The organism is Cryobacterium sp. PAMC25264, assembly GCF_019443325.1.
Lineage (GTDB): Bacteria > Actinomycetota > Actinomycetes > Actinomycetales > Microbacteriaceae > Cryobacterium.
This window is the reverse complement of record NZ_CP080383.1, coordinates 2,853,421-2,869,021: the sequence shown is the minus strand read 5'-3', so window position 1 is coordinate 2,869,021 and position 15,601 is coordinate 2,853,421. Positions and strand designations below refer to the sequence as shown.

General features: G+C 67.4%; 9 protein-coding genes and 2 pseudogenes. 8 read left to right on the top strand and 3 right to left on the bottom strand.

The features are described from left to right. Positions 1–102 precede the first annotated feature (102 nt). The 7 genes from KY500_RS13345 to KY500_RS13315 all read left to right on the top strand — a co-directional run bounded on the left by KY500_RS13345 (position 103) and on the right by KY500_RS13315 (position 11,130). Entirely contained in the window at positions 103–2,511 is a 2,409-nt protein-coding gene (locus tag KY500_RS13345; protein ID WP_219900955.1) for a tagaturonate reductase, read from the top strand. Between the two features lie 37 nt (positions 2,512–2,548). Further along, positions 2,549–3,934 carry a glucuronate isomerase gene (uxaC, locus tag KY500_RS13340; RefSeq protein WP_219900954.1) on the top strand — a complete coding sequence of 462 codons (1,386 nt, stop codon included), beginning with the start codon at positions 2,549–2,551 and terminating at the stop codon, positions 3,932–3,934. Positions 3,935–4,052: 118 nt separating this feature from the next. Continuing rightward, complete coding sequence (locus tag KY500_RS13335) at positions 4,053–5,513, top strand: glycoside-pentoside-hexuronide (GPH):cation symporter (RefSeq protein ID WP_219900953.1); 1,461 nt, start codon at positions 4,053–4,055, stop codon at positions 5,511–5,513. Between the two features lie 48 nt (positions 5,514–5,561). Beyond that, entirely contained in the window at positions 5,562–7,106 is a 1,545-nt protein-coding gene (locus KY500_RS13330; protein WP_219900952.1) for a UxaA family hydrolase, read from the top strand. After that, the gene (locus KY500_RS13325; RefSeq protein WP_255579321.1) at positions 7,082–8,113 is read left to right on the top strand and encodes a sugar kinase; all 1,032 of its coding nucleotides are present in this window, start codon (positions 7,082–7,084) and stop codon (positions 8,111–8,113) included. Before KY500_RS13330 ends, KY500_RS13325 begins: the two co-directional genes overlap by 25 nt. Before the next feature lie 5 nt (positions 8,114–8,118). Continuing rightward, the gene (locus KY500_RS13320; protein WP_219900951.1) at positions 8,119–8,760 is read left to right on the top strand and encodes a bifunctional 4-hydroxy-2-oxoglutarate aldolase/2-dehydro-3-deoxy-phosphogluconate aldolase; all 642 of its coding nucleotides are present in this window, start codon (positions 8,119–8,121) and stop codon (positions 8,758–8,760) included. A 120-nt stretch (positions 8,761–8,880) separates the two neighbouring features. Further along, a complete protein-coding gene (locus KY500_RS13315; RefSeq protein WP_219900950.1) occupies positions 8,881–11,130 on the top strand; it encodes a bifunctional diguanylate cyclase/phosphodiesterase in 2,250 nt (749 codons plus the stop codon). Here KY500_RS13315 and KY500_RS13310 read toward each other — a convergent pair. Beyond that, entirely contained in the window at positions 11,116–11,529 is a 414-nt protein-coding gene (locus KY500_RS13310; protein WP_219900949.1) for a PLDc N-terminal domain-containing protein, read from the bottom strand. The genes KY500_RS13315 and KY500_RS13310 overlap by 15 nt on opposite strands. 227 nt (positions 11,530–11,756) lie before the next feature. Between KY500_RS13310 and KY500_RS13305 the strand changes: the two genes are divergently transcribed. Then, positions 11,757–13,277, top strand: coding sequence for a diguanylate cyclase (locus KY500_RS13305; protein WP_219900948.1), 1,521 nt, complete (start codon positions 11,757–11,759; stop codon positions 13,275–13,277). 15 nt (positions 13,278–13,292) lie between these two features. Here the strand turns inward: KY500_RS13305 and araA are convergent. Continuing rightward, positions 13,293–14,809, bottom strand: a pseudogene (gene araA, locus KY500_RS13300) (L-arabinose isomerase). 4 nt (positions 14,810–14,813) lie between these two features. Beyond that, positions 14,814–15,522 (bottom strand): annotated as a pseudogene (locus KY500_RS13295) (L-ribulose-5-phosphate 4-epimerase). Between the last annotated feature and the right edge of the window lie 79 nt (positions 15,523–15,601).

The window sequence follows — 15,601 nt, the reverse complement described above, 5'->3', positions numbered from 1 at the left end:
TCGGATTCTGAACGTGGTTATGGTGAGTTCATGTGGCGGACTTAGATTCTGCCAGGCGGAACAGCGAGAAGCTCACAAGCTGATTCTCAACGAGGAGGAAACATGAAGGCAACCGATAACGAACCGGTGACAGGCGTCGTAACCCTGCCGGTAGGCATCCGTCTGGTGACGGCCAAGGGCGACTTGCCGGCCGTCGAAGTGTTCCTCCCCGCCGCCACCGCCCTGGTCTATCTGCACGGCGCCCACGTCGCCGAGTGGACGCCCGCCGGGCAGAAGCCCGTTCTGTGGATGAGCGAGAGCGGCGCCTTCACCCCCACGGCGGCCCTGCGCGGCGGCATTCCCGTCTGCTTCCCCTGGTTCGGCCCCAACCTCAGCGACGCCACCGCGCCCAACCACGGCTGGGCCCGCATCTCCGCGTGGACCCTCACCGCCGCCGCCCTCGAGGGCCCGGATGCCGTGCTCACCTTCGAACTGGCCGGCTCGCACCGGGATTCCACCGGCACGGCCCAGCCGGTCTCCCTGCGCTACACCGTGCGGATCGGCGCCACCCTTTCCCTCGCCCTCACGGTGCGCAACGACGGTGCCGCCCCGGTCTCGGTGGAGACGGCCTTCCACACCTACTTCGCGGTGGCCGACGCCCGCGGCACCACCCTGCTCGGCCTGCAGGACCTGCCCTACCTCGACCGCACGGTGTCCCCGCCGGTCACCGCGTCGGCGGCCCTGCCGGTGGCCTTCACCGGCGCCGAGATCGACCGTGTCTACCCGATGCCGCGGGTCGTCACCATCGACGACACCGGCAACCACCGCAGCATCCTGGTCGGCGACACGGATGCGGCCCAGACCGTGGTCTGGAACCCCGGCAGCACCAAAGCTGCCGCGATGGGCGACTTCGGCGACGAGGAATGGACCCAGACCGTGTGCGTCGAAGCCTGCAACGTGCAGGGCCAGGCCCGGGTTCTCGCCCCCGGCGCCCAGCACCGGATGGGCGTCACACTCAGCGTCGAACCAGAGCCCGCGCGCGACGAGCCGACCACCCCCACGCACACCCAGCCCCACCAGAACGCAGAGGACCCCCACACCATGGAACGACTCACCCGCGCCATCCACCCCAGCGACACCCTGCCCACCCGGGCGATCCAGTTCGGTGAGGGCAACTTCCTGCGGGCGTTCGTGGACTGGCAGTTGCAGCAGATGAACACGCAGGGCCTGTTCAACGGCGGCGTGACCATCGTGCAGCCCCTCGCCGGCGGCCTCGTCGCCATGCTCGAGGAGCAGGACAACCTCTACACGGTGCTGCTCGAGGGCAAGCAGGACGGTGAAGAGGTGCAGTCCCACGAGGTCATGACTGTCGTCACCGGCACGGTCAACCCCTACGTCGACTACGAGGCCTACCTGGCCCTGGCCGAGAACGACGACATCGAGTTCATCTTCTCCAACACCACCGAGTCGGGCATCGTCTACAGCGCTGCAGACCTCCGCACCGACGCCCCGCACGCCAGCTTCCCCGGCAAGCTCACCGCGCTGCTCTACCGCCGATTCGAGCTGGGCAAGACGGGCTTCACGCTGATCCCCTGCGAGCTCATCGAGCACAACGGCGACAAGCTCAAGGAGACCGTGCTGGCCACCGCCGCACACTGGGAACTCGGCGACGCGTTCACCGCCTGGGTCAACACGAGCAACACCTTCTACTCCAGCCTCGTCGACCGGATCGTTCCCGGCTACCCGAAGGACCGGGCCGAGGAACTGTGCGCCGAGTTCGGCTTCGAGGACCGCCTGATCGTCAAGGCCGAACCGTTCCTGCTGTGGGTGCTCGAGGGCCCGCAGGCGCTCACCGAAACCCTTCCGCTGGCGAAGGCCGGACTCAACGTCACGGTGACCGACGACATGACCCCGTACCGCGAACGCAAGGTCTTCCTGCTCAACGCCCCGCACACCACCATGGCCTCCCTCGCCCGCCTCGCCGGCGTCGAGACCGTGCGGGACGTCATGCTCGACCCCGACTTCGGGCCGCTGGTGCACGAGGAGATGTACGAGGAGATCATCCCCGTGCTGGACCTGCCGCATGACGAGCTCGCCGCCTACGCCGAGTCGGTCAAGGAACGCTTCGAGAACCCGTTCATGCACCACGAACTCGCCTCGATCGCCCTGAATAGCGCCTCCAAGTACAAGAGCCGCCTGCTGCCGATCCTGCTGAACTTCCACACCGCCAACGGCACCTTCCCGCCCCGCGTCACCCTCGCCCTGTCCGCGATCCTGCTCACCTACAGTGGCGACCCGAGCGTGACCATCACCCCGGTCGACAGCGCCGAGACCATCGCGGCGTTCCATGCGGCGTACGCCGCCGCCGCCGACACGGATGCTTACGTCGCCACGATCCTGGCCGACACCACCCTGTGGGGCACCGACCTCACCGTCCTCGACGGACTTGTCGAGCAGGTAGCCACCGGGCTGACCAGCCTGCGCGACCGGGGTGTGCGCGCCACCCTCGCCGACCTCACCGTCCTCGCGTAAAGCGCACCACCCACCCTCGACTAAAGGACCGCAGATCATGCTCCTCAACGACGATTTCCTGCTCGGCACCGACATGGCGAAGAAGCTGTTCCACAACCACGCCAAGAACATGCCCATCATCGACTTCCACTGCCACCTGAACCCGCAGGAGATCTACGAAGACCTGCGATTCGCCAGCATCACCGAGGTCTGGCTGAAGGGCGACCACTACAAGTGGCGCCTGATGCGTGCCAACGGCGTGCCGGAGAACCTCATCACCGGCGACGGCGACGACTTCGCCAAGTTCTACGCCTGGGCCGGCACCGTGGAGAAGGCCCTCGGCAACCCGCTCTACGTGTGGACCCACCTCGAGCTCCGCCGGTTCTTCGACATCGACCTGGTGCTCAGCCGCGAGACCGCCCGCGAGATCTACGACCGCGCCAATGCCCAGCTGGCCACCGCCGGCTTCACTCGCCGCAGCCTGATCCGCTCCAGCAACGTCACGGCCATCTGCACCACGGATGACCCGGCCGACGACCTGCACTGGCACGAACTGCTCAAGACCGAGAAGGCCTTCACCGTCGTCCCGGCGTTCCGCCCCGACAAGGCCATCAACATCCACGCCGCCGGTTACGCCGACTACCTGGTCATCCTCGGCGCCTCCGCCGGCGTGAAGATCGGCACCTTCGCCGACATCGTCGTCGCGCTTTCCGCCCGGGTGGACTTCTTCCACTCGATGGGCGCCCGGCTCTCCGACCACGCCCTCGACACGGTCGTGTACGCGGAGTCGACCGAGCCCGAACTCGACGCCATCGTCACCACCGCCATCGCGGGCGGCGCCCTCAGCAACACCCAGATCGCCCAGTACCGTACCGCGGTGCTCAAGGCACTGATGCGCCTGTACACGGCGAAGAACTGGACCATGCAGCTGCATCTGCACGCCCTGCGCAACACCAACCGGCGCATGCTCGACATCCTCGGCCCCGACACCGGCTACGACGGTATGAACGACCGTCCCGTCGCCGAACCGTTGGCCGCGCTGTTCGACTCGATGGAGTCCGAAGACTCGATTCCGCGCACCATGCTCTACTCTCTCAACCCCAACGATTACCTGCCGCTGGTGACCCTGATGGGCTCGTACCAGAAGGACACCGTGCAGAAGATGCAACTCGGCAGCGCCTGGTGGCACAACGACACCCGCTCCGGCATGCGCCTGCAACTGCAGACCTTCGCCGACGAGAGCCTGCTGTCGAACTTCGTCGGCATGCTCACCGACTCCCGCAGCTTCCTCTCCTACCCGCGGCACGAATACTTCCGCCGCATCCTCTGCGAGCTCATCGGCGAATGGGTCGAACTCGGCGAGGTTCCCGACGACGAAGCGCTCCTCGGACGGATGGTCGAGGACATCTCGTACAACAACGCGCACACCTACTTCGGCCTCTAAGCCCGGCCGTTCCGCACCACCGCAGCATCCGCACCACCGCTATCCCGCACCACGACGAGCCGCACCGATGCGTCCCGTTCTGCCTGAATATCGAGAATTGAAAGAGTGTATGTGAGTCATGGCTATCCACGATGGTATTGACGTCGGCGCCCCAGCCGGCCCTGCCGGCCAGGCCGGTTCCACCACCACGATCGACGCACCCGCCGTCATCGAGCGAATTTCCACCAAGGAAAAGGTCTCGTACGGCTTCGGCGACTTCGGCAACGGGTTCATGTTCGACCTCGGTCAGTCCTATCTGACCAAGTTCTGGATCGACACCTGCGGCATCGCCGCCGGCGTCGTGGCCCTGATCTTCTCCCTCGCCAAGATCTTCGACGCGTTCATGGACCCGATCGCCGCCGCCTACATCGACAGCCGCAAGTTCGGCAAGCGCGGCAAGTTCCGCCCCGTCATGATGATCTCCTCGATCCTCCTGGGCGTGATGACCGTCGTCACCTTCACGATGCCCGACGTCACCATGGGCTGGAAGATAGCCTTCGCGGCCGGCAGCTACGCCATCTGGGGTCTCATCTACTCCTTCACCAACGACCCCTACGGGTCGCTGGCCTCGGTGATGACCCGTCACGTCAAGGACCGCGCGCAGCTCGCCACCACCCGGCAGGCCGGCTCGCTCGGCGCCCAGTGGATCTGCGGCTTCGCGTTCATCCCGATCATGATGATGTTCGGCGGCATGACCGGCACCAACTACATGTGGGCCTCCGCGGTCTTCGCCATCATCGGCATCGCGTCCTTCTACGTCTGCTACCGCGGCACCAAGGAACGCGTCTACGTCAACCGCGCCGTGGGCTTCGAGAAGAACGGCATGAAGGACTACGCGAAGGCGATCTTCACCAACCGTCCCCTCCTCGGCCTGGTGCTGATGACCCTCTTCACGATCTCCGCGATGAACGTGAACAACATGATGATGATCTTCTTCGCGCAGTACAACCTCGGCAACATCGCCCTGCAGCCGATCCTCAACCTCGTCATGATCGGCGCCTCCATCATCGGCATCATGTTCGTGCCGCGCCTGGTCGCCCGGTTCGGCAAGAAGCGCACCGCCATGGGTGGGTTCATCATCGGCGTCATCGCCAACGGCCTCAACTTCATCATCCCCACCAACCTGTGGACCTTCATGCTCCTGGTGACCATCGGCTACATGGCCCTGGCCATCCCGAACGCCGTCACCTGGGCCTTCGTCTCCGACACCATCGACTACGGCGAATGGCACACCGGGGTGCGCAAGGAGACCATGACCTACGCGGCCTTCAACTTCTCCCGCAAGATCGCCCAGTCCATCGCCGCCCTGGTGGGCGCCGGGATGCTGGCCGTCACCGGCTACATCGCTCAGGGAGCGAGCCAGTCGGAGGAGACCCTCTTCGGTATCAAGGCCGTGATGACCCTCTACCCGGCCATCGCCCTCGCCGCTGCCGCCGTGATCGTCTACTTCCTCTACAACCTGTCCGACGACAAGTACACGTCCATCGCCCTCGACCTCGAAGCCGGCCGTTGGGAAAAGGGCATCATCGGCCAGTCCTGATCGGGCCGACCGCACCGCGTAACCGCAGCATCTAACGAATCGATTCTCATGTCACACATTGAAAGCATCACGACCGGCACCTCCGTGCTGGTCATGGCCGAGGGTGACGACGTCGCAGTCGCCCTCCGGGACCTCCTCCCCGGCGAGTCCCTTCCCGTCGGCGACGGTGTCCTCACCGTCACCACGCTCGTTCCGAGCGGCCACAAGATCGCCCTCACCGACATGAGCGTCGGCTCCACCGTGCACAAGTACGGCCAGTCGATCGGCGTCGCGACGGCGCCGATCCACCGCGGCGAGCAGGTGCACAGCCAGAACATCGGTATGGACCTCGCCGCCCGCAGCCACGAATTCGGCACCGTGCACACCGAGTTGGCGGTCCCGACGGAACGTCGCTTCTTCGACGGCTTCCGCCGGGCCGACGGCCGGGCCGGCACCCGCAACTACATCGCCATCCTCACCACCGTCAACTGCTCCGGCACCACCGCCAAGCTCATCGCCGACCGGTTCCGAGGCGACGCCCTCGACAGGTTCGAGAACGTCGACGGTGTCATCGCCCTCACCCACCAGAGCGGCTGCGGCCTGGTCCTGGAGAGCGAGGGCGCGCAGGTGCTGCTCCGCACCCTCAACGGGTACGCCCGGCACCCCAATATCGCCGGCGTGCTGATGCTCAGCCTCGGCTGCGAGATGACCCCCACCAGCCTGGTGCTGGCCGAGGGCACCCTGCCCAGCGACACCGTCGTGGAGTCCCTCTCGATCCAGGAGACCGGCGGCATGCGCAACACGGTTGCCGCGGGCGTGGAGAAGATCCTCGCCCTGGCCGAGCAGATCAACACCCGCCACCGCGAACCCATCGACATCTCCGAACTCGTGCTGGGCCTGAACTGCGGCGGCTCCGACGGCTACTCCGGCATCACGGCCAACCCGGCCCTGGGCTGGGCGTCGGATGTTCTCGTGGCGCACGGTGGAACATCCGTTCTCGCCGAAACGCCCGAGATCTACGGGGCCGAGCACCTGCTCACCGCCCGTGCCGTCACGCCTGCCGTGGGCCACAAGCTGATCGAGCGGATCGACTGGTGGGAGACCTACATCCACGCCAACGGCGGCACCATGGACAACAACCCCTCCCCAGGCAACAAGGCCGGTGGCATCAGCACCATCCTGGAGAAGTCGCTGGGCGCCGTGGCCAAGGCCGGCCACGCCGACCTGGCCGCCGTGTACGAGTACGCCGAACCGATCGACACCAGGGGCCTGGGATTCATGGACACCCCCGGCTACGACCCGGTCTCGGTCACCGGCCTCGTCGCCGGAGGCGCCACCGTCGTGGTCTTCACCACCGGCCGCGGCTCGGTGTTCGGCTGCAAGCCCACCCCGAGCATCAAGGTCGGCACCAACACCGAGTTATTCCTGCGCCAGGGGGACGACATCGACATCGATGCCGGCCGCATCGCGGACGGCAACGCGAGCGTCGACGAGGTCGGTGCCGAGATCCTCGACATGATCATCGCCGTCGCCAGCGGCAAGCAGACCGTCAGCGAAGAATTCAACGTGGGCCAGGAAGAGTTCGTCCCGTGGCACATCGGAGCCGTGACCTGATGGGCGACCACCACGACACGACTCCCACGGTGCTGTGCTTCGGGGAAACCATGGGCATGTTCACCCCCACCACCTCCCTGCCGCTCGACCAAGCCAGCGCCTTCACCCTCGGCACCGGCGGCGCAGAGTCCAATGTGGCGATGCACCTGGCCGAGCTCGGCCACACGGTGGCCTGGGCCAGCACGGTCGGCACCGACCCCGTGGGCAGCAAGATCATCGCCGCGCTGAACAACGCAGGCGTTGACACCCGGTGGGTCGGTCGCTCACTCGATGCACCAACCGGGCTCTACCTCAAGGAGCCCGACACCGGTAGTGGAGCCCACGTGTTCTACTACCGCCAAGGCTCGGCGGCATCCACGCTGAAGATCGCGGATGCCGTCGGCTGGCCCCTGGCCGGCGCCCGGTGGGTGCACACCACCGGGATCACCCCCGCGCTGTCGGAGTCCTGCTCCGCCCTCGTGGAGCACGTGCTCGATCACGCCGCCGAATGGGGCGTCTCCGTCTCGTTCGACATCAATTTCCGTCCGGGCCTCTGGCCGGTGGCGGAGGCCGCACCACGCCTGCTCGCCCTGGCCGGTAAGGCCACGGTGGTGCTCGTCGGACTCGACGAGGCTGCCGTTCTCTGGGGCTGCGTCACCGCCGCCGACGTGCGCGCCCTGCTGCCCGGCGTGCCCTACCTGGTCGTGAAGGACTCATCGATCGACGCGACCGAATTCGCCCTGGCCGCCAACGAAACCGACACCGTCACCGTGGTGCCGGCCCGCCGGGTCGAGGTCGTCGAACCCGTGGGGGCCGGCGACGCCTTCGCGGCCGGTTACCTGTCCAGCCTGATTCTCGCGGCCCCATCCGCCGAACGACTCGAACGCGGACACTCCCGTGCCGCGTGGGCGCTCGGCAGCCGGGAAGACTTCCGGCCCGGGCTCGGCCGGCGCATGTCGGCCGACGAACCCACCGATCACACCCACGCCACGGCCCACGCCGAGCGTGTCGCCGAACTCAGGAGATGACCCGCATGACCGTACCAGCCAGCACCATCCAGCCGCTCAGCACCGACCAGTGGTTCCCCCGGGACTTCTTCCGGGTTCCCGTGATCGCCGTGTTCCGGGGCCTCTCGGCCGCGGAGGCCGTGCGCCTGTCGGTGCGCGCCTGGGACGCCGGCGTGGAGCACGTCGAGATCCCGATCCAGACCAGCGACGCCGTCCCCGTGCTGCAGGCCGTGGCGGATGCCGCCGCCGAACGTGGGCTCGTCATCGGCGCCGGCACCGTGACCACCCTGGAGCAGCTCGACGCCGCCACTGACGTGGGAGTCGCATTCACCGTCTCACCGGGACTCGACCCGGCCATCGTGGCCGAGAGCGTGCGCCGCGGCATCCCGCACCTGCCGGGTATCGCCACCGCGACCGAGATCCTGCAGGCCCGCGCCCTCGGGCTCACCTGGGTCAAGGCGTTCCCCGCCTCCCTCCTCGGCGCCGCCTGGGTCAAGGCGCAGAAGGGCCCGTACCCCGAGACGAACTTCATCGCCACGGGTGGCGTCACTGCCCGGAACGCCCCGGAGTTCCTGGCCGCCGGCACCAGCGTCGTCGGACTCTCCGGAGCCTTCGCCGACGACGCGCAGCTGGACCTCGTGCGCGCCCTCATCGCCCGCGCACGATAGCCGGGTCGCCGCCGGCCGATTGATAGGCTGAGCGAAGACATGAGGGGGAGCCACGTGCGGGTGAACGGGCGTGGCGCGAACCGATCAGGCAGTGCCCGGTCTGGCATCCCCCGGCCGAGCGTGAACGGTCGCGGACTCGGCGAGCGGTGGCCGATCTGGCTCGTGTTCGCCCTCGTCGTGGCGTACACGATCGGGTTGTTGCTGCACGGCGACGTCCCGAACCCGCTCGTCGACATCTTGTTGGGCGAACTCACCCAGTGGGTCCCCGTCGCGGTGTTCTGGGTCGCCACGGTGCGCACCGGCTTCGCCAGGGGCGATGTGCTCTTCGCCACCCTCGCGGTGACTCTCAACGCCGCCGCCGACACCTACTACGTGACGGTGATGGATGCCGGCGGCGAACTGCCGTTCCCGTCGATGGCAGACGTTGGCTACCTCCTCTTCTATCCGCTGATGCTCGCCGCCCTGGTGGCGCTCGTGCGCAGCCAGATGCGGGGACTGGCCTGGTCGGTGCTGCTGGACAGTATGGTCGGTGCCATCGGTTCCGCCGCCATCCTCACGGCCCTGCTCGCACCGGTGCTCTCCTCGGCCGTCGACGAGTCGGAGGTGCTGGCCACCGTGGTCGCGGTGGCGTATCCGGTGTTCGACCTGCTCCTCGTGGCCGCCGTCGCCGGCATCGCCGCCGCTCCGGGGCTCACCATCGGGCGACGTTGGACCTTCCTCGTCGGCGGTCTCCTGGTGTTCGCTGCGGCCGACATCATCTACGCGCTCCTGGAGGTGGACGGCCTCTACCTCGTCGGTCTTCCCCTTGACGCCGCCTGGGCGTTGGGCCTGGCCCTCATGGCCGTGTGGGTCAACGCGGCGGGCAGGCCGACCAGCCGGCCCCCGCTCGGCGGCACGAAAACCCCCGCGCTCTTCGTGCCGGCCGTCGCCGTCGCCTCGGGCCTGGGCGTGCTCGTGCTCGGTACCCAGGTGGCCCAGCCCGTGCTCGCCGTCGTCCTGGCCGGCCTCACCGTGGCCCTCGCCGCCATCCCCTTGGTGTTCCGGCAGCGGATGCTGCGCCGGCAGTCCCGCACCGACGACCTGACCGGCCTGCCCAACCGGCGGGCCCTCTACGCGGATGCGCCCGCCCTGCTCGTTGTCAGCCGCACCGCGGCCCGGCAGCGACACAACGCCCTGATGCTGCTCGACCTCGACAGGTTCAAGGAGGTCAACGACAGCCTCGGCCACGACGTGGGCGACCGGCTGCTCGTGCAGGTGAGCGCTCGGCTGGCGGCGGCGCTGCCGCCGAACGCCCGGCTGGCCCGCCTCGGCGGCGACGAATTCGCCATCCTGCTTGCCGACGCCGGCGAGGCCGGGGCCACCGCCGTCGCAGTGGGCCTGCGCGATGCCCTCGCCCGCACCTTCACCCTCGACGGCCTGTCGGTGCAGACCAGCGTGAGCATCGGCATTGCACTGTTCCCCGAGCAGGGGCACGACCTCAGCGACCTGATGCGCCGCGCCGACATGGCGATGTACCGGGCCAAGGCCAATCGGCTGGGCCATCACGTCTACAGCTCGGAGGATGACAGCCACGGGGACACGCGGCTGCGCACCCTGCACGAGCTGCGCACGGCCCTGAGCGAGGACCAGCTGGTGGTGTACTACCAGCCCAAGGTGGAGATGCGGAGTAACGCCGTGATCGGCGTGGAGGCGCTTGTGCGCTGGCAGCACCCGACCAGGGGGCTGCTCCTGCCCGAGGAGTTCCTTGACCTCGTCGAGGAATCGGGGCTGATGCACTCCCTCACACGGATCGTACTCACCATGGCGCTCGACCAGGCGGCGCTCTGGCAGGAGCAGGGCCGCACGATGCCCATTGCCGTCAACATGTCGGCCAGTTCGCTCGTCGACGTGGACCTGCCGGAGGAGATCGCGGCCATGGTCACCGCCCGGGCGCTACCACCCTCCTCGCTGATGCTGGAGATCACCGAGGACTTTCTGATGAGCGACCGTGACCGGGCCAGGGACGTGCTGTTCCGGCTGCGCGAGGCGGGCATCCAGATCTCGGTGGACGACTTCGGAACCGGCTATAGCTCCCTGTCCTACCTGCGAGACCTGCCGATCGACGAACTCAAACTCGACAGGTCCTTCGTGCTCCCCATGGCCGACGACGCTCGCGCCGCCTCCCTCGTGGCGTCCACCATCGAACTGGCCCACAGCCTGGGGCTGCGCATGGTGGCTGAGGGCGTCGAAAGCGGTGTGGCCTACGAGGAGTTGGCCCGGTACGGCTGCGACCTTGCGCAGGGATTCTTCATGTCGCAGCCGGTTCCGGCGCCGGAACTGGAGAACTGGTTGGCGGCCCGAACCGCCCCCCAGCCGTCAGACGATATCTGAACGAGCCTGTGTGTTGCCCAGTGCGCGGTCCTTCAGTACCGCATATTCGCCCTGCGTGATGGCACCGCTATCCAAGAGGCTCTTGGCCTCTGCGATGTCCTGGGCCGGGCTGCTGGCGGCGACTGTCCGGATGTAGTCGTCGGTCATCGCCCGCTCCTGCATTCCGGCCTTGGCCTGACGCTCGGCCATGCCGCGGCCGCGCGCGATCACGTAGACCAGCACCGTGAGAATTGGCACGAAGACCAGGAAGATCAGCCACAGCGCCTTGAGCCAGCCGTTGAGCTCCCGGTCCCGGAAGATGTCGACGATCACGGCGAAGAGTGCGAACAGGTAGGACACGAACACGAATGTCCAAAAGAAGAATCCGATGAAATCCCAGAAACTGGACCAGAAACTCATGGGCGGCACCCTTTCTCGGTAAGGTCTGGCCGAGGTCCTGCCGCCGCTGAGGGGCGGCAGGTCACAGTCCTTGGCTGCTCTTCACGGTAATCACACAGGCTGGTTCTGGATCACCCGGACTGGGTGAGAAACACCGGGGTGTTGGCCTGTGGCGGCGGCTAGGCTGGGGCGAAACAGGGGGAGTGATCGCGGTGGCGACGGTGGGGAACCGCACGGCGGAGACACGTTTGGCGTGGATCGAGCGCCACTACTGGATCGACAAGGATGTCGCGCTCACGGCCGCTCAGGAGTGGCTGGCCGAACTGTCCGGCATCGGTGTGCACGGAGTGCTGGGCCGCCGACTTGAGGTGCAGATCGCCTCGATCCTCACCCGCCGCGGCGATCCGCGCCAGGGCGCCGTCGAGATGCAGCGCATGCTCGACTGGGCGGAGCGGCACGGCGAGCTGGCCCTCCAGTCCCGCTGCCACGAGGTGTTGGGCTCTATCTTCGAGCTCGTCGGCGACCGGGCACTGTCCCTCGAGCACGCCGTGGCGGCCAACAGCCTCCTCGACGACTCGGAGGTGCCGCTGATGCGGGCGGCCGCCCGGCTGACCCTGGCGGATGCCCTCGGCTCGGCGGGTTCGTTCGACGAGGCGCGCAGACGCTACAACGAGGCGCTCAGGCTGGTCATCGACGACCCGGAGACCAGCATCCGCTATCAAATTCTGAACAACCTCGCCTACACCGAGTACCTCGCGCACAACCACGATGAGGCGATGACCGCCGTGGAGAGCCTGATCGCGCTGTCGCAGCTCCACAACCGCCCGATCGGCATGTACGCCCGCGACACCATCGCCAGGGTCTACCTGGTGGCGGGCCGGCTCGACGAGGCCGCGGCCACCCTCGAAACCGCCCTTGAGGCCAAACCGGTGGACTACCACCCCGACAGCATCGCGGCGGCGCTGGTCACCCTGGCCGAGACGTATCGCACCCAGGGGCGTTTCGACCAGGCCCAGGACGTCATCGACCGGTGCCTGGCGCTGAGCGAGGAGCACGGCCTGGTGCGCTGGACCACCGAGGTCACCCGGGAACAGGCCGAGACCTACGCGGCCAAGGAAGACTTCCAGGCGGCTTTCGAGTCGTACCGGAGCTACCACGCCCAGTCCATCGCGCTCAGCGCCAGCGAGAACGAGGCCAAGGGGCGCATCCTCGAGGCCATGTTCCAAACGGCGGAGTCACGTCAGGAAAGCGAACGTTACCGCGAGATGGCCGAGCGCGATCCGCTCACCGACCTGCACAACCGCCGATTCGTCGATGAGCACCTCACCATGCTGCTCATGCTGCACCGGGAGGGCGGCAGCCCGGTGGCCATCGCCATGCTCGACGTGGACCACTTCAAGCGCATCAACGACACCCTGTCGCACGAGGTGGGCGACGAGGTGCTGCGGGCTCTCGGTCGCATTCTCACGGATGCGCTCGCACCGGTCCCCGGGGCCGTCGCCGCCCGTCTGGGCGGAGAGGAATTCCTGCTCATCCTCCCCGCGCTCGCGGAGGACCAGGTCATCGAGGTGTCCGAGCGGGTGCGGGTGGCCGTGGGCTCCCACGACTGGTCACCGATCTCCGCCGGACTGCACGTCACCGTCAGCCTGGGCGTGGCGCTGGCGCCCGCCGACGGCGACACCAGCACCGCGCTGCTGCGGGCCGCCGACGTGCGCATGTACATTGCCAAACGCGACGGCCGCAACCGCGTCGTGCACGCCGGCGCCTGAGGCGCGGCCCGCGGGTTACAGGCCTTGCGCGAGGCGGTAGTAGGCCTGGTTCCAGCGCACCTCGCGGGTGAAGTCCCGCAGGGTGGTGGTTTTATCGATCACGAGGAGCTCGGTGCGGGCTATCTCGGAGAAATCGTGGAACACCTCGATGCCGACGGCTGTCGACATGACGGTGTGGTGGGCGGCGCCGGCGGTGAGCCAGGCTGCGGCAGAGGTCGCGAAGTCGGGTTCGGCGCCAGACGGCGCGGCCCACGGGGAGCTTCGGTAGGGCTTCGGTGGGTTCGACGACCTCGACGACGTTGGCGACGAGGCGGAACCTGTCGCGCATGTCGCTCATCGCGACGACCACGGCGGGGCCGGGGTCGGCGTTGAAGACCAGGCGCACCGGGTCTTCGCGGCCACCGATGCCCAACGGGTGGATCTCCAGGGTCGGCTTGGTGGTGGACAGGGCGGGGTTGACCTCGAGCATGTGGGCGCCGAGGATGAGCTCGGCTCCCGGGGTGAGGTCGTAGGTGTAGTCCTCCATCAGGCTCGCCCCGCCGGGCAGGCCCGCGCCCATGACGCTGGCCACGCGCACGAGGATCGCGGTCTTCCAGTCGCCCTCGGCGCCGAAGCCGTAGCCCTGCTCCATGAGGCGCTGCACGGCCAGGCCGGGCAGCTGCTTGAGCGCACCCAGGTCTTCAAAGCTCGTGGTGAAGGCGCTGAACCCGCCCGCTTCCAGGAACGACTTCAAGCCCAGTTCGATCGCGGCGCCGTAACGCAGCGACTCGTGCCGGTCCCCGCCCTTCCGAAGCTCCGGGACCACGTCGTAGAGGGTCTCGTACTCGGCCACGAGAGCGTCGATGTCGGCATCCGAGGCGGCGTGCACGGCGTCGGCGAGTTCGTTGACCGACCAGGTGTTCACCTGCACGCCGAACCGCAGTTCGGCTTCGGTCTTGTCGCCCTCGGTGACGGCGACGTAACGCATGTTGTCGCCGAACCGGGCCAGCTTCATGCTCCGTGATGCCGCCCACCCGGCCGCAGCGCGGGTCCAGGTGCCGATCGACGCGGTCACGGCCGGGTTCGACACGTGGCCCACGACGGTCTTCCGCGACACACCGAGACGGGTTTGGATGTAGCCGAATTCCCGGTCGCCGTGCGCGGCTTGGTTCAGGTTCATGAAGTCGAAGTCGATCTCGCTCCAGGGCAGTTCCACGTTGGCCTGCGTGTGCAGGTGCAGCAGGGGCTTGCGGAGCGCGTCGAGACCACCGATCCACATCTTCGCCGGCGAGAACGTGTGCATCCACGCGATCAACCCGATCACGTTGTCATCACTGTTGGCGTCCAGAGCGGCCCGGCGAATGGACTCGGCGTCCTTCAGCACCGGCTTCCACACCACCGTGACCGGCACAGCGCTCGACGCGTTCAACGCGTCCGAGATCGCCTTCGACTGCTCGGCGACCTGCCGAGGGTTTCTTCGCCGTAGAGGTTCTGGCTCCCGTGAGAAACCACACCTCGTAGGCGTCCAGGGTCGTGGAGGGGTCGTGGGTGATGTCATTACTTGAGTGCTCCTTGCGGTGCTTGTCCGTAGACGTTCTGATAACGGTTGAAAAGAGAATCGATCGCGTCCTGCGGGATCGGGATGAGGTCCCCGCCCTGACGGGCCAGTGCACCGTACGGGCGACGTCCTCGACCATACAGCGGCCTTGACCGCATCGCGGGCATCCTTGCCGATCGTGAACGGGCCATGGTTCTGCATCAACACCGCACGCGAGCGGTGCCCGGCGAGGGCCTCGACGATGCCCTGCCCAATGGTGTCGTCACCGATGATCGCGAACCGACCCACCGGAATGGGACCGCCGAACTCATCAGCCATCGCCGTGATCACACACGGGATCTCCTCACCCCGAGCCGCCCACGCCGTCGCATAGGTCGAATGCGTGTGCACCACACCACCGACCTCGGGCATGTTCCGATACACGTACGCATGCGCGGCCGTGTCACTGGACGGCGACCGGTCCGAACCCGGCGTCTCCGGAACGACAACGCCATCCAGATCACACAGGATCATGTTCTCCGGCGCCAAATCCGCGTAATCCACCCCGCTGGGCTTGATCACGAACAGGTCAGCACCCGGCACCCGACCCGACACATTCCCGCCAGTCCACACGACCAAGCCATTCGCGGTCAGCTCCCCGTGCAACCGAGCGATATCCGCCCGCACCCGGGCAATCGCCACCTCAATCTGCGGTCCAAAGCTACTCATGCGCGCTGCGGCGAGGTGATGGTCACTGTCGACGTCCTTGTCAGGTGGGTGGGTGTCAGACTGGCTGGTTCAGCTGATG